Source organism: Pseudomonas syringae pv. tomato str. DC3000, assembly GCF_000007805.1.
Lineage (GTDB): Bacteria > Pseudomonadota > Gammaproteobacteria > Pseudomonadales > Pseudomonadaceae > Aquipseudomonas > Aquipseudomonas avellanae.
Map to the genome: position 1 here is coordinate 2,702,771 of NC_004578.1, position 20,745 is coordinate 2,723,515.

The window sequence follows — 20,745 nt, forward strand, 5'->3', positions numbered from 1 at the left end:
TCTGTGTCGCACGATAGCGGCGGTTACCGCCGCGCTACGCATCAAGTCTTGAACTTGCGCACCAGGCCGTCGAGTTCGCTGGACAGTGTCTCCAGGCTTCTGGAGTCGGCGCGGGCCGAGTCCGAAAGGTCGGCGATCAACTGAGCATCGCCATGGATCTGGCTGATGTGGCGGTTGATGTCCTCGGCGACCTGATGCTGTTCTTCAGCGGCAGTTGCGATCTGGGTGTTCATGTCGCGAATCACATCCACCGACTCACGAATCTGCCCAAAACTGCTACGTGCCTGCCCGATCTTGGTCACCGACTGCTGCGACACTTCAAGGCTGGAATGCATCTGTTGCGCCACCGAAGCAGTGCGTCTGGCCAGGTTGCCCAGCAGGCTGTCGATCTCGGCAGTAGAGTCGGCGGTGCGCTTGGCCAGCGCGCGAACTTCGTCGGCCACCACGGCAAAGCCGCGACCCTGTTCACCCGCGCGCGCCGCTTCAATGGCTGCGTTGAGGGCCAAAAGGTTGGTCTGTTCGGCGATCGAGCGGATGGTGTTCAAAATCGACTGAATGCCCGTGCTGTCTTTTTCCAGCTGGGTCATGTCCTTGGCTGAGCGGGCCAGTTCTTCGCTCAACTGATCAACGCTGCGCACCGCATCATCAATCTGCCGCTGGCCTTCGCGGGCCTGTTGCTGACCGCTGTCGGCGGAATCGGCGGCCTGGCTGCAGGAGCGGGCGACTTCGTTGGAGGTGGCGACCATCTCATGGAAGGCGGTTGACACCATGTCCACCGCCTCGCGCTGACGCCCGGCGGCTTCGGCCATGTCGTTGGAGACACGGGTGGAGCTGTGCGATGCCTCGAGAATTTTCCCGGCGGCCTGACCAATATGCTGGATCAGGTTGCGAATTGCAGTGAGGAACTTGTTGAACCAGCCCGCCAGCTGCGCGGTTTCGTCGGTGCCACGCACGGCGAGGTTCTGGGTCAGGTCGCCTTCGCCACCGGCAATGCCTTCAAGGCCAGTGGAAACACTATGGATCGGACGCACGATGACACTGGCAAAACTTGCCCCGACAATCGCGAACACCAGCGCCAGCACGGCAGCGATGATGCCGATCAGCCAGGTCAGGCGAGTGGCCGAGGCCATCACTTCGTCTTGCTTGATCAGGCCGATAAAGTTCCAGCCCAGTTGCTCGGAAGGGTAGACGTTGGCCATGTAACGCTCGCCATTGAGCGTCAACTCGACCAGACCACTGCCGGTTTTTGCCAGTTCGGCGAAACCGTCGCCCAGTTCACCCAGCTTCTTGAAGTTATGCTCTGGCTGTTTGGGGGCGACCAGCACTGTGCCGTTCTTTTCCATCAGCATCAGGTAGCCGCTTTCACCCAGCTTGATCTGCTTGACGATGTTGGTCAGTTGCTTGAGTGACACGTCGATGTTGACCACGCCACCGGGGTTGCCGAGCTTGTTGGGGATCGCCCGGATGGTGCTGACCAGCACCGCATCATCGTTGGCCCAGTAGTACGCATCGCTGCGCACAGTCTTGCCTGCATTGGCCATTGCGGTCTTGTACCACGGCCGGACACGCGGGTCGTAGTTGCTCATTTTCGGGTCGTCCGGCGTCATGATGTAGCTGCCGTTGATCAGACCGTAAGAAACGTAGGCGTAGGCCGGGTGGGCCTTGGCAATGCTGGCGAACAGCTCGGTGGCCTGTCTGTCGTTTTCCGACTGCGCGGTAGCGGCGGCGCCCATATAGTTACGAAAGTCATCGCTTGCACCGGCGATCAGCGGGTGCGCAGCGATGTAGTTGACGTTCTGCGTGATGCCGTCGAAGAACAATTGCATGGCGTTGTCGACCTGACGAATTTCCCGCCCGCTGCTGTCGACAAAGTCGCTGGTCGCCTTGTCGCGCAGGTTCACAATTACAATTGCAGCCACGACCACGATGGGCAAACACGCAATCACTGCGAAAGCCCACGTCAATTTCTGTTTGATATTCATTTGAGCTCCGGAGTCTATTACTACCGCAAGTGTCGGGCGCTGCATGGCTGCATGGCTGCATGGCTGCATGGCTGCATGGCTGCATGGCTGCATGGCTGCATGGCTGCAGTCTGTCGCGCCGAGCCTTCACCCGGAGCTTTGTCTCATGGTCTACCGAGAATGCAACGGCTTGTTGCCAGGATTCTTTAGGCAGGATGGCGCTAACGGGTATGTTTGTCGTTTCTGGGTCAGGGACGTGCCGCACGCCCTGACAGGTAAGTCGATTTTTACAGGCAGCGCCCGCCAAACTCGGTCATGGCGTCCAGCATCGCGTCCTTGAAGTACGCCAGCGAGGCGCGATCAAAGAGAATCTGCATACGAGGCCCGGTTTCTGCACCGACGTTGATGACGATCACGTTGATCCGCGCCGCCGAGGTCTGCGCCACCGAGCCGGGGCCGAAGGCCTGCGGGCGCAGGTCCACGCCGCACACTTTGGCCATCACCTGCGCAATGCACGCGCCACTCAGTTGTAGCCAGGCGTGGCTGTCTTCACGGGGCAGCAGGTAATTGGCGCTGTGGTCCAGTTCCCAGCGAGCTTCTTCATCGGCGATACGCTGCCCTTGATCAAGCCGGCTGCCCAACAGCAGGTACTCGGTCAGTGACAGACGAGCAACGTGGCTGCCGTCGGGCTGGGTAATGGCGCGATTGGGCGTCTCGGGCAGGCTGAAACCGCGTGCGGTCAGGTAGTCGGCCGTTTGCGCACCGCGAAACCCCACGCGTGGCAGGTCGGTCAGGTCTTCCAGTGTGCAAAGTGAGGTGGCATCAAGTTCGACAGGGCGGTCTGTGGTAAGACTGGTCATGGTTCAGAGCTCCTGGCGCTGGTTTTCAGGGTCGAAAAAGGGCAGTTTCACGACGGTGGCCTGAACCACCACGCCGTCTTCGACGCGGATCGGAATCTGCTGGCCGGGCGTGCTCTGATCGAACGCGGCGTAGGCCATGCCGATAATCATGTCGAGGGTTTGCGAGTACTCGCAGGAGGTGACATTGCCGCTGATGTCCGCGCCTTTGAGCACCAGATGGCCCTCAAGCGGCAGCGGGCTGGCTTTGGGCAGGGTGAAACCGACCAGTTTGCGCTTTTGCGGCAAGGCTTCGAGGATGTCCACCGCGCGGCGGCCGACGAAGAACGGCTTGGTTCGACTGACCGCCCAGCCCATGTCGATCTCGCCGGGATGCGTCATGCCATCGGTGTCCTGACTGATGATCACATGGCCTTTTTCAAGGCGTAACAGACGCTGGGTCTCGACGCCGAAAGGGCGCATGTCGAACGCCTTGCCCGCTTCGCTCAGCGCATCCCACAGCTTGAGGGCATGCCGCGCCGCAACGTGGATCTCGTAGCCCAGTTCGCCGACGAAGCCGACTCGCAGCAAGCGTGCCTTGATGCCTGCAACAGTGCCTTGCCGCACGCCAAGATAGGGAAAACCCTCGGTAGACAGGTCAAGATCGCTGCACACCTGCGCCAGCACCTTGCGTGAATCCGGGCCTGCCACGTTGACCGCCGCAATGGCCGCCGTGACGTTGGTGATGTCCACGTTCAGACGCCATTGCGCGTTCCACTTGAGCATCTGCTGATAGATACGATCCACGCCGCTGGTGGTGGCGGTGACGTAGAAATGCTGTTCGGCAAACCGTGCACACACGCCGTCATCGATCACCACGCCCTGTTCGTTGGTCATCAATGCATAGCGCGAACGCCCGACTGGCTGCTTGAGGAAGGCGAAGGTATACATACGGTTGAGTAGCTCGGCGGCGTCCGGGCCGCGTATGTCCAGGCCGCCGAGGGTCGAGACGTCGATGATGCCGACCTTGTTACGCACGTGCAGGGCTTCCTGCTGCATGCAGGCATCACGTCGCGACGGCTTGCCGTAGAACGCCGGGCGCTGCCAGATCCCGGCGGGCATCATTTTCGCGCCTGCCTGCACGTGCCGTTGATGCATGGGCGTCTGGCGGTACGGGTCGAAGGCGCGACCCGCCACGTGCGCCAGTTTCTCGGCCTCGAAGGGCGGACGCGCCGTAGTCACGCCGGTTTCGCTGATGCTGCGCTGGGTTGACGCCGCCACCAGGCGTGCAGTCGGCAGCGCAGAGTGGCGGCCTTGCGACGGGCCCATGCCGACCGTGGAGTAGCGTTTGACCAGTTGGATGTCGCGGTAGCCGATGCGCGTGGCGTTGACGATGTCGCGCACTTGCAGGTCTTCATCGAAATCGACGAAATCCTTGCCCTTGGGGTGCGGGAAGATCGGCCAGCTGAAATTGACCTTTGCTTCAGGGCGCAACGCAGGCGGATTTTGGTTGGGTTCCAGGCCTGGCGCCGAGAGCATTCCGCCGGCGGCATGGGTAGCGTCTGCCAGCACGTTATCCAGCACGTGATAGCCATTGACCGAGCCTGCAATGCCCAGGTTCTGCGGCAGGCCGCTGAGGGTGAATTCGGCCTGTTGATCGTCGTAGGCAAGCTTGCCGCCCGCCTGACAAAGCAACTGATAGACCGGCATGTAGCCGCCCGACATGCACAGCAGGTCGCACTCGACACTCAAGCCATGATTGGCCACTTGGCCTTGACCGGTGATCTTGCGCAGTTCGGCACCGCTGACATGGCGCATGCCTTTTTCGTGCAGCGCCTCGTAGACCGTGGTGCTCATGTGGCACGCGATGCCGCGCTTCTCCAGGGCGAGCTGTAATTCTCGATCCGCTGGGTTGGTGCGCATGTCGGCAACGGCGACCACCTCCACGCCCTGATCGTGCAAATCCAGGGCGGCGAGGTAGCCGTCATCATTGCCGGTCAGCACCACCGCGCGTTTGCCCGGCTTGACTGCGTAGAGCTTCATCAGGCGCTGCACGGCGCTGGTCAGCATCACGCCGGGCAAATCGTTGTTACGAAAAATCACCGGCTGATCCAGAGAACCGCTGCACACCAGGCATTGCGTGGCGCGCACTTTGTACAGGCGCTTGCCTTGAATCACCGGCAGGTAATTGTCGGTAAACCAGGCATTGCACGTGGCCTGTTTGAGCACCTGAATATTGTCGTGTGCTTCTACCGCAGCGACCAGTTCGAGGCGCAGTTGTTCGGCACGCTGGCCGTCGATATCGAAGCGCGCGTAGGTCAGCGAGCCGCCGAGAATGGGCTGCTGCTCGATCAGCAACACCTGGGCCCCGGCGTTGGCGGCAGTCAGCGCTGCCTGCAACCCGGCAGGCCCTGCGCCGATCACCGCCAGGTCAGTGAACAGATAGGCCTTGTCGTAATACTCAGGCTGGAAATTCAGGTCCAGCACGCCCAGACCGGCCTTTTTGCGAATGATCGGCTCCCAGATTTTCCACATGCCTTTGGGCTTGTAGAAGGATCGGTAATAGAAGCCCACCGGCATGAATTTTGAGAACTTGCCCAGGTACGCATCCTTGTCGTTGTCCAGCGAGCCGTTGAAGTTCTGCCCGTTGGCCTGCAGGCCTTCGTGCAGCGCGAAGGTATCGGCCAGCACGTTGGGCTCGTGAGGCAACTGGATCAGGCTGTTGGCGTCCTGTCCGGCCATGGTCAGCGGGCCACGCGGGCGGCGGTATTTGAACGAGCGCGAAAGCAGAAAACGACCGTTGGCCAACAGGGCGCTGGCAATGCTGTCGCCTTGTAGGCCCTGATAGGTTCTACCGTCGAAACTGAACGTGAGCGGCTGGTTGCGATCGATCAGCAGGCCCATGGGCGCGGGCAGGCGGGCGGGGGTGTTCATCCTGCGATCTCCTTGGAAGGGGCGGGGGCGAAGTCCATGCGAGTGGTGAAGATCTCCCTCGGGTCGAAGGTGCGAATGATCTCGTCGCTGCCGGTATGGCGTTCGGCCAGAAACCAGTAATTGGTCGGGGTGTGCATCCACCATTCACGCACCACGCCCAGGGTGTCTTCACTGTTGAACACGTAGTCGGCCCATTCGGCATCGCTGCAGGTCTGCGGGTCGGGCATGGGTTTGAATTCGCCGCCGTAGGTGAACTCGCTGATGTTGCGCGGCCCGTTGAGCGGGCAAGTCATGATTTTCATGTGTCGCTCTCCGTCAGTGGCTGGCCGCTGTGGCGCCCATTTCGTTGACTTGCTCAAAGGTCGAGAAACGTTCCAGGCCGAACGGCTTGATCAGCTCCGGCACTTTGCCGCCGCTGGCCACCAGCTCTGCCATGGTTTTGCCGCAGATCGGCGTGGCCTTGAACCCCCAGGTGCCCCAGCCTGCGTCCAGGTAGTAATTCTTGACCGGTGACAGGCCCATGATCGGGCTGTAATCCGGGGTCATGTCAGTGATACCGGCCCATTGGCGCATCAATTTGGCGTTGGCCAGAAACGGAAACATCTCGATGGCATGAGCCAGCAGGCTTTCCTTGAGGTCCAGCGTCGAGCGGCTGTTGAACAGCGGGTACGGGTCCGAGCCTCCACCGAACACCACCTCGCCACGGCTGGTCTGCTGCACGTAGCAGTGCAGGGCGGACGAACTCACCAGCGGGTCGAGAAAGGGCTTGAAAGGCTGAGTGACCATCGCTTGCAGCGGGAAGGTCTGGATTGGCGAGCGAATACCGGCCTTTTTCATCATCTGCGAGCTCATGCCCGCGACCGCCTGCACCGCGCAGCCGCACTGGAGGGTGCCGCGATTGGTTTTCACCGCCGTAATGGTGCCATTCTCGATCACCAGTTCCTGCACTTCGGTCAGTTGATGAATCTCCACGCCACGCTTGGCGGCCTGCTTGGCGTAGCCCCAGGCGACCGCATCGTGCCGCGCGGTGCCACCGTCGATGTGCCACAAGCCTGCCAATACCGGCAGATGGCCAGGGTCCAGATTGAGGCTCGGCACCAGTTCGCGGATCTGCTGGCGGTCGATCATCTCGGTACGGCCGCCGAAATGTTTGTTGACCTCGGCGCGCTGGCGGAACGAACGCACCGTGGCGTCGGTGTGCGCCAGGGTCAGTTGGCCGCGCTCGGAGTACATGATGTTGAAATCGAATTCGTTGGACAGGCCCTGAAACATCTTCACTGACTCGGCATAGAACTTCACGCCCTCGCTGGTCAGGTAGTTGGAGCGGATCACGGCGGTGTTGCGCGCGGTGTTGCCGCCGCCCAGGTAGCCTTTTTCCAGCACCGCGATATTGGTGATGCCGTGGTATTTCGACAGGTAGTAAGCGGTTGCCAGCCCATGACCGCCGCCGCCGATGATCACCACGTCATACGAGGATTTGAGTTCCTTGGGCGCCGGCAGATCCACCTCGACCGGGTACTCCGAGCTGAGCCCGTATTTCAGTAAATTGAAAGGCATACGGCCTCCGATTGGCTGCGTTGCGCGTGGGCTTGCTGTCTGGCAGCGGTGACTGTGTTTTTCATCAGAAAAGCGATGGTCATCGGCCCGACGCCTCCGGGCACCGGGGTGATGGCGGAAACGACATCGAGTGCGTTATCGAAATCGACGTCGCCCACCAGGCGGCTGCGGCCTTGATCGTCGATACGGTTGATGCCGACATCGATCACCACCGCGCCGGGTTTCAACCAGCCAGCATCGATCATGCGCGGCCGGCCAACCGCCGCAACGACGATGTCCGCCAGTTGGCACAAGGCCTTGGCGTCAGTGCTGCGCGAATGCACCACGGTCACCGAACAGTGGGCTTGCAGCAGCAGGGCGGCCATCGGTTTACCGACAATGTTGGAGCGACCGATCACCACCGCATGCTTGCCGGTCAGGTCACCGCAGGTCTCTTTGAGCAAGTGCATGCAGCCGCTGGGCGTGCAGGGCGTCAATACGTTGCGCCCTTGGCTGAGGCCGCCGACGTTTTCACTGTGAAAACCGTCGACATCCTTGGCTGCCGCGATGGCCTGCAACGCATGGGCTTCGTTTATATGGGCCGGTAGCGGCAGTTGCAGCAGAATGCCGTTCACCGAGCGATCAGTATTGAGTTCGGCGATCAACGCCAGCAGGCGCGCTTCACTGCAGTCGGCCGGCAGACGGTGTTCCAGCGAGCGAATGCCGGCTTCTTCGGCGCGCACTATCTTGTTGCGTATATACACCTCGCTGGCGGGGTCGTTACCGACAAGGATGACTGCCAAAGCCGGTTCGATGCCTTCGGCTTTCAAGGTGTGCACGTCGTCTCTGACCTGTCCCAGCACACGGGCGGCTGCGGCCTTGCCGTCGATGATGCGCGCGCTCATCGAAAGATCACCGTTCGGTCCGTGTTGAGAAACACCCGATGTTCCAAGTGGTATTTCACCGCCCTGGAAAGCGCGATGGTTTCGTTGTTGCGGCCTGCGGCGACCAGATCATCCGGCAGGTAAACGTGATCGACACGCTGCACTTCCTGCTCGATGATCGGGCCTTCGTCCAGATCGCTGGTGACGTAATGCGCGGTCGCGCCAATCAGCTTCACGCCACGCTCGTAAGCCTGGTGATACGGCTTGGCGCCCTTGAAACCCGGCAGAAACGAGTGATGGATGTTGATCGCCCGGCCTGCAAGCTGCCTGCACAAGTCATCTGAGAGAATCTGCATGTAACGCGCCAGCACCACCAGTTCAGTGCCGGTTTCATCGACCACTTTCATCAGCGCAGCTTCCTGCGCGGCCTTGGTGTCTTTGCTCACGGGCAGGTAAATAAAGCGAATGCCCTCACGCTCGGCCATTGCTCGCAAGTCCAGGTGGTTGGACACGATGGCGGTGATGGTCATGTCCATTTCGCCCTTGTGATGGCGATACAGCAGGTCAGTCAGGCAGTGATCGAACTTGCTGACCATCAACAGCACACGCATCGGCCGACGCGTGTCATGCAGCTCCCACTGCATGGCAAAGTCCTTGGCCACCGCATCGAATCCGGCCTTTAACTGCTGGATATCGCCGTCGTGACCATCGTTGAAGCGAAACACCGCGCGCATGAAAAAGGTACCGCTGAACTCGTCATCGAACTGGGCCATTTCACCGATGTAGCAGCTGTTGCCAGCCAGGTAGGAAGTCACCGCCGCGACAATGCCGGAAGTCGCCGGGCAGCTGATCTTCAGGATGAAATGGTTCTTCTCGTGTTGCATGGCTTGTCCTCTGGAGGGTGGCGGCAGCTCATTACAAAGGCGAAAAAGGTCAGCTATGGAGGTTCATCTCCATCGAATAAAATTCTCTACAGGAATTTAATATTCTTGAATGCTGTTTTATAGGCGAAAGGAAATGCAGCGTCCAGAGGTTTCTGGAAACTTTGTTTATCGAAGGGAATATGGGTTTGCTTAATCGTCGGGCTGAGCGTGATCAGGCTGTCTCGTCAAGCCACGGCACGAGTACACATTGTGCTTAGTGGGGCGATCTGCCTCAGACTCAGCAAATCTTTGGAGCCCGTGGCATGACCAGTACCAGACACGACTTCCACCGATGCAGGTATTACCGACGGAATGCGTGTCCTCATGTATCAGGTTGATGCCGTTGCCGCAGTAACAGTATTCGCAAAGCATCTTCGCCCAGAAGGCGTGATGGTTTTCAGGAACACGACACCACGCTCGCGCCGGCCAGTATCGATGCCTTTACCCTGCACAGAAAAGCGTAGGGTTGGCTGCAGCTGATCGCGCGCGAAGGTGCGGATCTGCACATTGCTTTCAACCTGCACAGCATTCTTGCCAAGGCCGGAATGGCAGTCGAAAGCTTACGTGCGGAATGTATCTTACAAACGCCTGACAACTCCTATGGCCTGGGCTACATCGTGCTTGTCTGCCTGCCACGCATCATCACCCTGGGCGTGGCGACAGCGGATGAGGTCGATATTGATACCCTGCAACAACGCCCGGACGAGGAGCGCACACAGTCCACAGGCATCTATATCGGCGACGTCATGCGTGACGCTTGTGCTCGCAAGCCGGGGATTTGAGGTTGCCGGTCGGGTCCAGACTAGCTTAGACGATGGCGCTCAGCCCTTTGTAGCGCATCACGCTGGCCAAGCCTTGGGTGTCAGTTTCGGAGCTGACTACTTCCGGTTCACTCTGGTAATCACCAAACAGCCTGACAGCCATGGTGGGTTGCCGTTAGAGAATGCGGTGTGCACAGATTTTCGTGGCGCAATGTGGCGACCACTTTGGCATTGGGAGCCCTTCGTTGGGGGAAATATACACAGATGTATCTAAAATATCGATGCGCTCACATTTTTGAGCGGAGGCTAGCTTTCTATAGCGATCTCTTTGCTTTAAATTGCATTAAGGGCATCCGTGACGTGCAAACGGTATTCGACCATGGAATGTGAGTCCTCAGCTTGGTAATGGATGTGTTGCGCATATGATGATATTAAAAGATGTTCCGCGCTGGGATGAGATAGAAAGAAATCTCGCTGATAAATTTGATGATCTGAATCAGGCTTTTAACCGGTCCTGGGCTCAGGCTGAGCCGGAATGGCATGGCTTTACAAGGCGTATCAGCTCTGGTTTTGATAGGACTTATGGTTATTTGGATGGGGGGCGTATTGATTCTGTCAAAGAGGCGCTTAACAATTCATATCCAATAGTTTTAGGACGTCTGAGACGGCGTTGGGCCGATCTTGATATTGAACAAATTGTCGATGTGTTGGTACAAATTTCGAGAGAGGTGGCTTTAATACTGGGTGGTAGCGTGGCTATCGGCTCAATAGTAGGTGGTGTGGCGGGAGGGTTTTTCTTAGGGGTTGGTGCTGTACCTGGCTTGGTAGTGGGAGGGGGGATAGGGCTTCAAGTCGGTAGTCTAGTTCTTTCTGGATTAGGTTTATACTCAATTGCTGAATACTTTTATAGAGGTTTGCCTGAATGCCTGTTGACACTTCAGGATGGTATAACTACTGCTTGGAGTGCAGAGCAAGAAAAATTCGCAGGGGTGGATCCTACCGGCGGCTCTATGGCTCGCAGGGAATATGCTATTGAGTCAGCTTCTAGGCTTTTAGCCCGTGGGCAAGAGCAGGTTGTGACGTTATTGTTAACCGCTATAGTGACCTACTTGACGCGAGGGCAGATTAAGTCTGGCCTTATGGGAGGTGTAGATAATCTCGCAGCACGTAGTGCAAAACTTCAAAGCGATATTTCGAATCGTAGGCTGGCAGATTGGTTGGCAAAAAACGAAAAAAAGCTTTTGGCTCATCCGGAATTTCAACCTGTAGATTCACCTAAATTTAACTTTAAGCAGACCGATGAGGGGGCTGAAACGCCGAGGTCGCAGCCTAAAGCTAAGCGTCTCGAAAGACTTGAAGAGTTAGAAATAAAAGATTTCAATCCATACGATAATCCACGCCTCAAAGAAATGTCTCTGGTTGAGAGGCAGAAGTATTTAAAGACTTATAGTGCTCAGTTGAGAGCGCAACAAGATGCAATAAATAACATGACAGCTGAAGAGTTCAAGTCAGCAAGAGACTCCTACAAGAACCTTGGTAGGAACCCTGCTGCTGACGCTATGCAGCGTAGAATGGGCAAGCAGATGGAGAGAGAGGTGGCGGAGAAAATCCAAAAATCTCTTGTGAAAAAAGGTGTTGATGTCAGGGAGGCTATAATCCAGGCTAAAGCGCGGGCGAAGGAAATAAAATCAACTGTCGCAGCACTTCACGAGCCAGATATGGTAGCCGGGGGCTGGTTAAGTCCAGATCCCGTTAGGATGGGGAGTTCAAGTGTAAACTCTTCTATTGGGGGAAGTTGGTCTAGTCGGCTGAAAGCCTTGGATGACGCTGTTGACAGTGCTATGCTTGACGGTAATGGTGGCGCGAAATTAAATGTAAGGCTTAATGTGTTAAGGGGAGCAACTACGCCGTGAGAGACGAAAGTTTTGAGATATTCGTTGACGCAATGGGCGAACCCGTAAAGGTTTGTCCTGCATCAGAGTCGGTCATCGACAAATACAAAGGTGTCTTGCCGGATGTGTTGCTTGATTACTGGCGCAGCGAAGGCTGGTGTGGTTATGCGGATGGTTTGTTCTGGACAGTAAATCCGGATGAATATAAGCACCTACTCGATATGTGGCTTTCCGGTACAAAATTTTCCGGTATTGATAATTATCATGTCATTGCACGAAGTGCGTTCGGTGATCTGTATGCCTGGGGTGAAAAGTACGGCAGAAAAATCATCGTGTCTTGCCCGGGCGACTATATAGTTTCATTGGCGGATGAAGCCGAGATTCGATGCGATGACCCTGATCTGGCTATCCAGTCATTCTTTGCCATGTCTGATCGGGAAGATTTTGATATGGAGGATCATGACGGCATCCCGTTGTTTGAGCGCGCGGTACAAAAGCTCGGGTGTTTGAATGAGGATGAGATGTATGGGTTTCAACCGGCTCTGGTTCTAGGGGGCTCTATAACGCTACAGAATCTGGTGAAGCTGGACCTTGAAGTTCATCTGACTATTCTTCATCAGTTGAGTCGCTAGTCAGTACTGTGCTGTCTTGGCGCTGTTTGAGTGCAGTGGGCTATCTTCGCACTGCATCTCAATACTCATCATATTGGGATGCAGCGTTTAACGAGATCAGTCGTGATGCGCCTCACCGATAAACGTCAGTGACGTAAACAGGCCGCGCTCGGCGATATCGACGTTGTCTTTGACCGTTTGCGTGACTTCGGCAGCGATGATGTTCAGCCCTGCGTTGCGCACGATGACGCTGGCCACGCCCTGGGCGTCGGTTTCGGCGCTGACGACATCTGGCGCGCTGCGGTAGTCGCCGATCAGCTTGATGCCGGCGGCGGGTTTGCCGTCGATCAACACGCGCACTGGCAAAGGTTTGCCCACGCCGACTTTCAATGGGTCAGCCTGTGGCACGATGTAAGCGATCCACCAACCACACCTACCATCAGATGCGGCTTCCGTTTATCTTGGCATTTCCGGTGAGCAGTTCCACGGCAGCAACGCCTCATAGTCGGCCACCGACTGCGCAAGTGGCAACCTCTCCAGTACGTGGCGCAGCCACGTATAGGGCTCCTGGCCGTTGACCTTGGCGGTCTCGACCAAGCTATAGATCTGTGCACTGGCGGTGGCGCCTTTAGGCGTGTCGCTGAACAGCCAGGCTTTGCGCCCAATAACAAACGGCTTTATTGCGCGCTCTGCCGGGTTGTTGTCGATCGGTAAAAAGCCGGCTTCCACGTAACGCTTCAGCCGACTCCAGTTATTCGCCAGATAACCAACTGCCTTGCCCAGCACGCTTTGCGGCGTCACGTGGGACTGAGTTTTATCCAGCCAGCTTTTCAACTGAGCCAAGATTGGCAGGCTTTTCTCCTGCCGACCGGTAAAGCGCTGTTCGTCGCTGCCGTCTTTCAATTCGCGCTCGATACCGTACAGCTTATTGATCATCGTCAGCGCGATATCGGCACGCCCGGTCTTGCCCTTAGGTTGCACTTTTTGTGCTTCGACAAATTTGCGCCGCGCATGGGCCATACACGCCAAGCGCTCCACGCCCGGTTGTAACGCCAGCGCGTTATAGCCCGCGTAATCATCAGTCATCACATAGCCGCGATAACTTTCCAGCAGCCGTAACGGTACGTCCTGCGCGCGGCTGGAAGTGTAGTCGAACAATACGACTTTATGATCTGGAGGCCCGCTGGCCTGTACCCACATCCAGGATTGGCTGGTCGGGTCTCGATCTGGTTCTTTCAGTACCTGAACGCGGGTTTCGTCACAGTGGATGACCGGGCTTTCCAGCAATCGATCACGCATCAGATTTAACAGCGGCTGCAAATGTTCGCCGCACTGGATAATCCAGCGGGCCAACGTTTGACGCGGGATTTCTATGCCATGTCGGCTTAGCACCGTTTCAAAACGATGCAGCGGCAAGCCGTCGACATACTTGGTGGTCAGCAGCATGGCCAACACGCTGGGGCTGGCCATGCTCTTTTCAATCAACTGCGCAGGCTTGCCGGCTGTGACCGGTGCCGACTCACAGCCACGACAGCCGTAGACTTTGCGGATGTGTTTGATCACCCGAATCTGCATCGGCACGATATCCAGTTGCTCGCTGGTTTCCTCGCTGACGACATGCTTGCGGCAACCGCAGGCACAGGTCAGTTCGTGTTCGGGCAGCTCGTGGATGACTTCAATGCGCGGCAGATCAGCCGACAGTGGCTTGCGCTTGCCACGGCGTGGCGCAGGAGCAACTACTTCCTCATCAGCATCGCCGACCGGGAGCATAGGCTCGCTTTCAGGTTCATTGAACAAGGCAAGTTGAGGGGTATTAGGCTCGACGGTTTGTTCGGACTTTCGACCAAAAATACGGTCACGCAGCAGCTTGATCTGCTCTTTGAGATCAACGATGTGAGTGGCGTAGGCGTCTTTAACTTCCTGTTCGCGCGAGCGTGCTTCGTAGCTCTCAAGCAGCATCTGTTTGAGCAATACGGGATCGTCAGGAAGGTTGTCGGGCAATGGTCGCATGCCCTGGATTATACCCGTCAGGCAACAAACCTTGGAGTCAAAATCTTATGAGGACGGTTGCGCCACAGATCAAATCCATCCAGCAGCCAATTCAATTCCTGAACCGTCAGCACAATGGCTTCGTCGACATCATCTGGCGAGATTTTGAAACGCTCGGACTCGAGACGCTTGAGCCAAAGGCAGAAGCCGTTACGCTCCCAATACAAAATCTTCACTCGATTCCGGGATTTGTTGAGAAAGACAAAGAGCACCGGATCAAAGACCGCCACTTTAATATCCAACTCGACCAAAGCAGCTAAGCCATCGATGGATTTTCTGAAATCCACGGGTTTGGGATAGAGGTAGACTTTCTCGACTTTGGCGTCGGGTCGCATCATGGTGCTGGCTCCTGAAAGAAAACGGGAGCACAGCATCAGGCGTCAGCCAGTGGCTTGAAATGTGGGGTTCGTGGATCGGATACGGCACGATCACAAAGTTCAGCTTCTGTAACGATGGCAGGTGCGCGCCTTCTTCGTAGATCGCCACGCTGTACTTGAACGTGTGAATCGAGTCGGTGCCGTCTGGCACTTTGCTGCGGCCTTCATTGATCCACTTTTTCTCGGTGTTGCGTGTCCACATGCCGTTGTCCAGTGCCACGGACACTACGGCAGGCGGCTTGAGTGGCACCAGACGCGCGTGATCGTCGAGGCGCTGCACCGTCACGGGAATCATCTTGCCCTGAAGGTCATACGCCCACGCGCCGCTGACTTTCTGCGCCTTGAAGGCGTTGTCTTCCGCGCCATGACCGTAGACCACTTCGACGTTGCCGCGACGCTGTTCTGTCCAAAGACCGTGGGCGCTGACCTGCGTGGCAAACAGTGCGCCGAGCAGACTCAGAGCCAGAAAAGGTTTTGTCGAAAGCATGGTGCATCCTTATTGTTGTGAATCGTTGGTTATCGGCGTCAAAGGCTGAGTGTCAGGCTGACCGTGAAGTTGCGTGGTTCGCCGGGTGCGACCCAGTAGTTGCTGTAGGAGCGCTCGTAGTATTTTTCGTCGAAGATATTGTTCAGGTTCAGGCCAACGGTGACGTTGTCGCTGGCTTTGTAGTGGGCCAACAGGTCCACGGTCTGGTAAGCCGGCAGTTCGAAGTCTGTGCCGGACTGGCCGGAACGGTCGCCAACGTAGGTGTACGCAGCGCCTACGTCCGAACCACGCAGTACGCCTTCCTGAAACTCATAGACGCTCAGCAGGCTGCCGCTGTGTTTGGCAACACCGAGGATGCGGCTGCCTGACGGGATGGTGCGGTCGCCCTTGGTCACTTCGGCATCGATGTAGGCGAACGCCCCGATGATGCGCACCGCATCGGTGACTTGCCCGGTGAATTGCAGGTCGAAACCCTGGCTGCGGGCCTTGCCCACGGCGCGGTTGGTGTCGGTGCCCGGGTCCAGGGCCAGCACGTTTTCCTTTTCGATATGGAACGCGGCGAGGGTGGTGCTCAGGCGGTCGTCGAACAGCTCGCTCTTGATCCCGACTTCGTAACCGACGCCTTCTTCCGGGTCGAAGGTCTTGCCGGCTGCGTCCAGACCGTTGTTGGGTTTGAACGAGGTGGATGCGTTGGCGAACAGGCCCACCTGTGGCGTGAGTTGGTAAAGCAGCCCGGCGCGTTGGGTGAACGCATCGTGACGCTGGCCGGAGGTGGCGTTGGTGGTGAAATCGTCCACCTGTTGATCGAAGTGCTCGATACGCGTGCCGACCATGCCGCGCAGTTTGTCGGTAAACACAATCTGGTCCTGCAGGTTCAGCGCACGGCTTTCGATGTGCTCATAGAAGTCAGTGCCGGAGCGTGCGCCATTGGGTTTCGGCTGGCCGTACACCGGGTTGTAGATGTCGATGGCGTAAGGGCTGCCGGCGATGGTCGTGACCCGTTCGTTCTTGCGGTAGTTTTCGTATTCGGTGCCGATCAGTACTTCGTGCTCGACGCCCAAGCCATCGAAACGCCCACGCAATTCCAGCTGGGTGATGCTGTCGTGCCAGTTGTTGTCGCGCTCCCGGTAACGACGATTGACGGTGCGCCCATCCGCATTCAGCGGGCGCGACTCGCTGGCAAAACCTGACATCTCGCCTTGCTTGTAATGGCTGGCCAGGCGCAGCGACCACACGTCATTGAGCTGATGGTCGAGTGCGAACTGGACCATGTTGTTGTCGTTATCGATGTCGTCGTCCGGCTCGCCCAGAAAGGTCGAGCGCGACACGCCGCTCCATTTGTTATTGGGCGCGACCACGCCACGGTCGAAGGTGGAGGTGTGTCGGACGAATTCTGTTTCCACCAGCAGGCTGGTATCAGGGTTAAGTTGCCAACTGAAGGATGGCGCGACGAAAACCCGTTTGCTCTCTACGTGATCGCGAAAACTGTTGTTGTCTTCGACGGCCAGATTGACCCGCGAGAGCAGATTGCCCTGTTCATCCAGTGGCGTGTTGACGTCCAGCGCGGTGCGGTAGCGATCCCAACTGCCCGCGCTGGTTTGCAGGGTGGTGAATGCTTCGCGCTGCGGCTTCTTGGTCACGATATTGACCGTGCCACCAGGGTCGCCACGGCCGTACAGGCTGGCGGCCGGGCCTTTGAGCACTTCGATACGCTCGATGTTTGCAGCGTCGGGCGTGGTCGGGTAGCCGCGGTTGGCACTGAAACCGTCTTTGTAGAACTCGGAAGTGGTGAAGCCGCGGATGCTGTACTCGTAGAGCGTCAGGCCGCCGAAATTGTTCTGCTTGGACACGCCGCCGGCAAAGTCGAGCGCACGCTCGACGCTGTTGCTGCCCAGGTCCTTGAGCACCGAAGCAGGCACCACGCTGATCGACTGCGGGATGTCCCTGATAGCGCTGTTGGTTTTGGTGGCGGTGGCCGAGCGGGTGGCCCGATAGCCCTGAACCGGGCTGGTGGCGGTCTCGTACTGATAGTCGGAGGTGACGTTGACGCTTCCCAGTTCAATAGTCTGCGGCTGTTCCTGCGCATAGCTGTTGCTGCCCAATACCCCGATTGCCAAGCCTGCCAGAGACGCGATTCTACGAGACGACATGTGAGACTTCCTGATAGTTATCGATACAATATAACATCTCCGTTGAGAATTATTTCTGTTTGTTGCTCGGCGGGATGTGACAGTTTGTATCGATCAGACAGGCTGTCTGATGCGTGAGGGCAGGGTTCGGGGTTCTGAAGAAAATTCTATCGTTGCAGCCGAGTCCATCCCCTTGGGCGGGAATGGACTCATGGACGGTTTATCCAGCGCAAATCAGGCCAGTAACTCTGTACCCAATTGAAACGCCACCCACAACGCCAGCCCGGTCGCAAAGGTCAGGGCGATGTTCTCGAACCAGTTGTTGCGGTATTGCTTGCTCAGCAGCGACTTCTGATTGGACATGATCAGCAGTCCGAGCGAGATGATCGGCAAGCCGATGATGTTCAGCGCGTTGACACCGAGGGTCAGGGTCACGAAGTCGGGCATGCCGGGCAACGACCAGATCAGAGGTGTGACCAGAATGAACAGCATGAACCACTTGTGCATCGGGTCGTTGTGGAAGACCTTGCCGTAACGTTCGCGGCGCTTGGGGCGGATGTGCTGGAAGGCATCGGTGATCAGCATCGGGAAGGCGGTGGTCTTGCCGGAAATACTGGCAAACAACGTGGCGAATACGCCGACAAAAAAGATGTACCAGCCCAATGGACCGAAGAATATCTCTAGCGCCTTGCCCAGATCGGCCAGGGTGTTCACCTGAATGCCGTTGGGCCGCAGGATTTCAACGCCAACCACCCAGATGGCCAGATTATTGATGATAATGCCGATGATCACGGCGAACAGCAGGTCGTTGCGCTGTATGCGTTTGTGTTGCGGCCCCGTCCAGCCTTTTTCGCGCATGACGTAGGGGTGGACGAAGTTGGCAATTGAGCCGGCCACCGCACCGATCACCGACACGGCCACCAACAGCGCGCCATGCACGCCCTCATCGGGCGGAATGCTGAAACCAATCGTGCCTTTGATGATGCCGGTGACATCCGGACCGGACATGATCGCCAGGGTCAGAAACGCCAGCGTCATGATCGCCAGCAGCACTTTCATGACGCCTTCGATCATCGTGTAGATATTGCGACCGACCAGCAGCCACACGGCGAGCACCACCGCGACCGAGCAGAGCAGCGGCTGATTGATGTGCAGCAGCATCGCCAGTGCTTCGCCGGCGCCTTTGATCATGTACGCGTTGATCAGATGCCCCATCAACAGTGCGTAGCCGAGCAAGAACCAGGCGAAGAACGGATGCAACTGCGCATAGCCCTGCAGAATGGTCATGCCCTGGTTATTACAGAGCTGGAAACGGGCAATGATATTGACGATCAAAAACCTGAGCAGCAGAGATATCGCCAGCACCCACATCATTGCGTAGCCGTAACTGGCACCTGCCACCGACGAAGTAATAAGGTCGCCTGCGCCCAGCCAGGACAGCACGGCAATAATGCCGGGGCCCAGCAGCTTGGCGAGCTTTTTGAGACGCGGTTCGGCTGCTTGTGCAGCCTTTTCTTCAAGCGTAGGGGTGCCAGACATGCGTTTGATCTCCATTGTTATTGTATTGAGACGTCGGTCGCTTGTGGATAAGATAAGACGTCGTACAACGGTCGTGGAGATTCAAATGTAACTGTGTGTAAAAGCGTTTTACGGATCGGGTGAGGTGTTGGCGTCCGTTGTTATTGCACAATGATTACCCGACTGATTTTCGTCCCAATGCACGCGTAGGCACGCGTTGGGTGGCGCTCTGCGTCACACACGTGCGCCGCACACTCAAGATCGGACGCAGAGCGTCCAGAACGGCATGCGACGCGGAGCGTCGCACGATAGTTGAAAAAGCGCTTTTTGATCACGATGGCACTGACGACGCCGATTGCGACGTAAGTGACGGCTGAGCCCTGACACTGATCCGGGGGATGCGAGGCAGGACGCCGAGCAAGCTGCACCGGGCCAAGGATGGCCCGTTGCAGCGACCGCCGGATCAGTGTCAGGGCGAAGGAACCCGACGAAGTCGGGCCGGAAACGGAGCTGGGATAATGAGATGGTCAGCCCGATCCGAGAAACCCGGAGTGTCTACACTTTCCGGGTTTCTCTCTAACGTCGAGGAGATCACTCATGAAAAACGGCCTCAAGCTCTTAGGCATCGACATTGGTAAAAACAGTTTTCACCTCATAGGCCATGATGCAGGCGGCCACCAAGTATTACGCAAGTGCTTCAATCGCAATCGCCTTCTGCAGTTTGCGGCTCAGATTGAACCCTGCACCATTGCAATGGAGTCGTGCGGTGGCTCTCACTGGCTTGCCAGGAAACTCGCCTCGCTGGGGCACCGGGTGAAGTTGATTGCTCCGCAACATGTGAAGCCCTACGTGACGGGCAACAAGAATGACTTCATCGATGCCGAAGCTATATGCGAGGCGGCCTCCAGACCACGTACTCATTACGTTGCCGTCAAGACTGTGGAGCAGCAGGTACTTTCTGTACAACATCGTCTTCGCGAGTCACTGGTTTGCCACCGTACTGAAGCCATCAACAGGGTGCATGGTTTTTTGCTTGAGTTCGGAATTGCCTTGCCAGCCACCAAGGCAGCGATCACCAAAGTGCCTGAGCTGATTGACGATTCACGTAGCGACCTGCCGCTGCAGTTCAAAAGGGTCATGGAGCATTTGCTGGAGGATATTCATCGCCTTGATACCGAAATAAAGGCATGTGATGCGCAAATCAAGCAGCAACTGGCGCAAGACGATGCTGGTACACGCTTGATGACGATTCCTGGCATTGGTCCTATTACCGCCAGCGCATTTGTAGCGGATCTGGGTGACGCTTCCAATTTTCGAGCCTCACGAGACCTTTCTGCTTTTCTGGGGCTGGTTCCCAGACAGTTCTCTACAGGCGGGAGACCCGTATTGCTGGGTATCAGCAAGCGAGGTGACAGGCACCTGCGAACCCTGCTGGTGCAAGGTTCTCGAGCGCTCATGATTCGAATAGAACGCCGCGATGATGCCCTTGGGCAGTGGGTAAGAGACTTGTTGGCACGCAAGCATCCGAACAAGGTGGCATGTGCTTTAGCGAACAAGCTGGCAAGAATCGTATGGGCGGTGCTCAGACGAGGTAGCACTTACAACGCATCAATGATCTGAGTAGGACATAGGCGTACCGGCTTTTGCGACGCAGTGATGATGACGATAAACAGCTCATGGCCAGACTGAAAACCTGATAGGCAAAGCAGCCTTCGAGGCTTTAGGGATTTTTGAGGACAGTAAGGCGGCGAATACTCATCAAGGGCCGGGCAGCGAAATTGCCCAGAATGAGCCCGGATACATTAGCGCAAGCATGCTTTACCGCTCATCGAACTGCGATTGCAGGA

At 57.2% G+C, this 20,745-nt stretch carries 15 protein-coding genes and 2 pseudogenes; 4 read left to right on the forward strand and 13 right to left on the reverse strand.

Annotation, left to right across the window (positions count from 1 at the left end):
• Positions 1–41: 41 nt before the first annotated feature.
• The 7 genes from PSPTO_RS12710 to purU form a co-directional block, all read right to left on the reverse strand.
• Entirely contained in the window at positions 42–1,982 is a 1,941-nt protein-coding gene (locus PSPTO_RS12710) for a methyl-accepting chemotaxis protein (RefSeq protein WP_011104011.1), read from the reverse strand.
• Positions 1,983–2,248: 266 nt separating this feature from the next.
• Positions 2,249–2,821, reverse strand: a complete 573-nt coding sequence (locus PSPTO_RS12715; RefSeq protein WP_011104012.1) for a sarcosine oxidase subunit gamma — start codon at positions 2,819–2,821, stop codon at positions 2,249–2,251.
• Between the two features lie 3 nt (positions 2,822–2,824).
• Positions 2,825–5,731 carry a 2Fe-2S iron-sulfur cluster-binding protein gene (locus tag PSPTO_RS12720; RefSeq protein ID WP_011104013.1) on the reverse strand — a complete coding sequence of 969 codons (2,907 nt, stop codon included), beginning with the start codon at positions 5,729–5,731 and terminating at the stop codon, positions 2,825–2,827.
• A complete protein-coding gene (locus tag PSPTO_RS12725; RefSeq protein ID WP_011104014.1) occupies positions 5,728–6,033 on the reverse strand; it encodes a sarcosine oxidase subunit delta in 306 nt (101 codons plus the stop codon). The genes PSPTO_RS12720 and PSPTO_RS12725 overlap by 4 nt, the downstream gene beginning before the upstream one ends.
• A 13-nt stretch (positions 6,034–6,046) precedes the next feature.
• Complete coding sequence (locus PSPTO_RS12730; protein WP_007246879.1) at positions 6,047–7,288, reverse strand: FAD-dependent oxidoreductase; 1,242 nt, start codon at positions 7,286–7,288, stop codon at positions 6,047–6,049.
• A complete protein-coding gene (gene folD / locus PSPTO_RS12735) occupies positions 7,270–8,172 on the reverse strand; it encodes a bifunctional methylenetetrahydrofolate dehydrogenase/methenyltetrahydrofolate cyclohydrolase FolD (protein ID WP_011104015.1) in 903 nt (300 codons plus the stop codon). Before folD ends, PSPTO_RS12730 begins: the two co-directional genes overlap by 19 nt.
• Positions 8,169–9,035 carry a formyltetrahydrofolate deformylase gene (gene purU / locus PSPTO_RS12740; RefSeq protein ID WP_007246877.1) on the reverse strand — a complete coding sequence of 289 codons (867 nt, stop codon included), beginning with the start codon at positions 9,033–9,035 and terminating at the stop codon, positions 8,169–8,171. Before purU ends, folD begins: the two co-directional genes overlap by 4 nt.
• A 584-nt stretch (positions 9,036–9,619) precedes the next feature.
• On the opposite strand from purU, the gene PSPTO_RS30055 reads away from it, so the two are divergent.
• The 3 genes from PSPTO_RS30055 (at position 9,620) to PSPTO_RS12755 (ending at position 12,359) form a co-directional block, all read left to right on the forward strand.
• The gene (locus PSPTO_RS30055) at positions 9,620–9,856 is read left to right on the forward strand and encodes a hypothetical protein (protein WP_011104016.1); all 237 of its coding nucleotides are present in this window, start codon (positions 9,620–9,622) and stop codon (positions 9,854–9,856) included.
• Between the two features lie 401 nt (positions 9,857–10,257).
• Positions 10,258–11,748 (forward strand): polymorphic toxin type 15 domain-containing protein, encoded by a 1,491-nt coding sequence (locus tag PSPTO_RS12750; protein ID WP_046463451.1) that lies wholly within the window; start codon positions 10,258–10,260, stop codon positions 11,746–11,748.
• Positions 11,745–12,359 carry a GAD-like domain-containing protein gene (locus PSPTO_RS12755; RefSeq protein WP_011104019.1) on the forward strand — a complete coding sequence of 205 codons (615 nt, stop codon included), beginning with the start codon at positions 11,745–11,747 and terminating at the stop codon, positions 12,357–12,359. The genes PSPTO_RS12750 and PSPTO_RS12755 overlap by 4 nt, the downstream gene beginning before the upstream one ends.
• Positions 12,360–12,455: 96 nt before the next feature.
• Here PSPTO_RS12755 and PSPTO_RS12760 read toward each other — a convergent pair.
• The 6 genes and pseudogenes from PSPTO_RS12760 to PSPTO_RS12785 form a co-directional block, all read right to left on the reverse strand.
• A pseudogene (locus tag PSPTO_RS12760) lies at positions 12,456–12,749 on the reverse strand (DUF4198 domain-containing protein); the annotation flags it as partial.
• 45 nt (positions 12,750–12,794) lie between these two features.
• Entirely contained in the window at positions 12,795–14,348 is a 1,554-nt protein-coding gene (locus tag PSPTO_RS12765) for an IS66-like element ISPsy5 family transposase (RefSeq protein ID WP_003409202.1), read from the reverse strand.
• Between the two features lie 17 nt (positions 14,349–14,365).
• On the reverse strand, positions 14,366–14,725 hold the full coding sequence (gene tnpB / locus PSPTO_RS12770) for an IS66 family insertion sequence element accessory protein TnpB (protein WP_003409203.1): 360 nt from the start codon (positions 14,723–14,725) through the stop codon (positions 14,366–14,368).
• A gap of 85 nt (positions 14,726–14,810) precedes the next feature.
• Positions 14,811–15,251, reverse strand: a pseudogene (locus tag PSPTO_RS12775) (DUF4198 domain-containing protein); the annotation flags it as partial.
• A 38-nt stretch (positions 15,252–15,289) separates the two neighbouring features.
• Positions 15,290–17,401 carry a TonB-dependent siderophore receptor gene (locus PSPTO_RS12780; RefSeq protein ID WP_005771258.1) on the reverse strand — a complete coding sequence of 704 codons (2,112 nt, stop codon included), beginning with the start codon at positions 17,399–17,401 and terminating at the stop codon, positions 15,290–15,292.
• Positions 17,402–17,614: 213 nt separating this feature from the next.
• Complete coding sequence (locus PSPTO_RS12785) at positions 17,615–18,919, reverse strand: Nramp family divalent metal transporter (RefSeq protein ID WP_011104020.1); 1,305 nt, start codon at positions 18,917–18,919, stop codon at positions 17,615–17,617.
• Positions 18,920–19,495: 576 nt separating this feature from the next.
• On the opposite strand from PSPTO_RS12785, the gene PSPTO_RS12795 reads away from it, so the two are divergent.
• Positions 19,496–20,518 carry an IS110-like element ISPsy7 family transposase gene (locus PSPTO_RS12795; protein ID WP_011104021.1) on the forward strand — a complete coding sequence of 341 codons (1,023 nt, stop codon included), beginning with the start codon at positions 19,496–19,498 and terminating at the stop codon, positions 20,516–20,518.
• The last annotated feature ends 227 nt before the right edge of the window (positions 20,519–20,745 follow it).

Excerpts from the sequence above, each read along its gene's own strand:
- purU (WP_007246877.1), bottom strand. The coding sequence starts at position 9,035 with ATGCAACACGAGAAGAACCATTTCATCCTGAAGATCAGCTGCCCGGCG.
- PSPTO_RS12780 (WP_005771258.1), bottom strand. The coding sequence starts at position 17,401 with ATGTCGTCTCGTAGAATCGCGTCTCTGGCAGGCTTGGCAATCGGGGTA.
- folD (WP_011104015.1), bottom strand. The coding sequence starts at position 8,172 with ATGAGCGCGCGCATCATCGACGGCAAGGCCGCAGCCGCCCGTGTGCTG.
- PSPTO_RS30055 (WP_011104016.1), top strand. The coding sequence starts at position 9,620 with ATGGCAGTCGAAAGCTTACGTGCGGAATGTATCTTACAAACGCCTGAC.
- PSPTO_RS12785 (WP_011104020.1), bottom strand. The coding sequence starts at position 18,919 with ATGTCTGGCACCCCTACGCTTGAAGAAAAGGCTGCACAAGCAGCCGAA.
- PSPTO_RS12730 (WP_007246879.1), bottom strand. The coding sequence starts at position 7,288 with ATGCCTTTCAATTTACTGAAATACGGGCTCAGCTCGGAGTACCCGGTC.
- tnpB (WP_003409203.1), bottom strand. The coding sequence starts at position 14,725 with ATGATGCGACCCGACGCCAAAGTCGAGAAAGTCTACCTCTATCCCAAA.
- PSPTO_RS12725 (WP_011104014.1), bottom strand. The coding sequence starts at position 6,033 with ATGAAAATCATGACTTGCCCGCTCAACGGGCCGCGCAACATCAGCGAG.
- PSPTO_RS12750 (WP_046463451.1), top strand. The coding sequence starts at position 10,258 with ATGATGATATTAAAAGATGTTCCGCGCTGGGATGAGATAGAAAGAAAT.
- PSPTO_RS12710 (WP_011104011.1), bottom strand. The coding sequence starts at position 1,982 with ATGAATATCAAACAGAAATTGACGTGGGCTTTCGCAGTGATTGCGTGT.
- PSPTO_RS12765 (WP_003409202.1), bottom strand. The coding sequence starts at position 14,348 with ATGCGACCATTGCCCGACAACCTTCCTGACGATCCCGTATTGCTCAAA.
- PSPTO_RS12715 (WP_011104012.1), bottom strand. The coding sequence starts at position 2,821 with ATGACCAGTCTTACCACAGACCGCCCTGTCGAACTTGATGCCACCTCA.
- PSPTO_RS12795 (WP_011104021.1), top strand. The coding sequence starts at position 19,496 with ATGAAAAACGGCCTCAAGCTCTTAGGCATCGACATTGGTAAAAACAGT.
- PSPTO_RS12720 (WP_011104013.1), bottom strand. The coding sequence starts at position 5,731 with ATGAACACCCCCGCCCGCCTGCCCGCGCCCATGGGCCTGCTGATCGAT.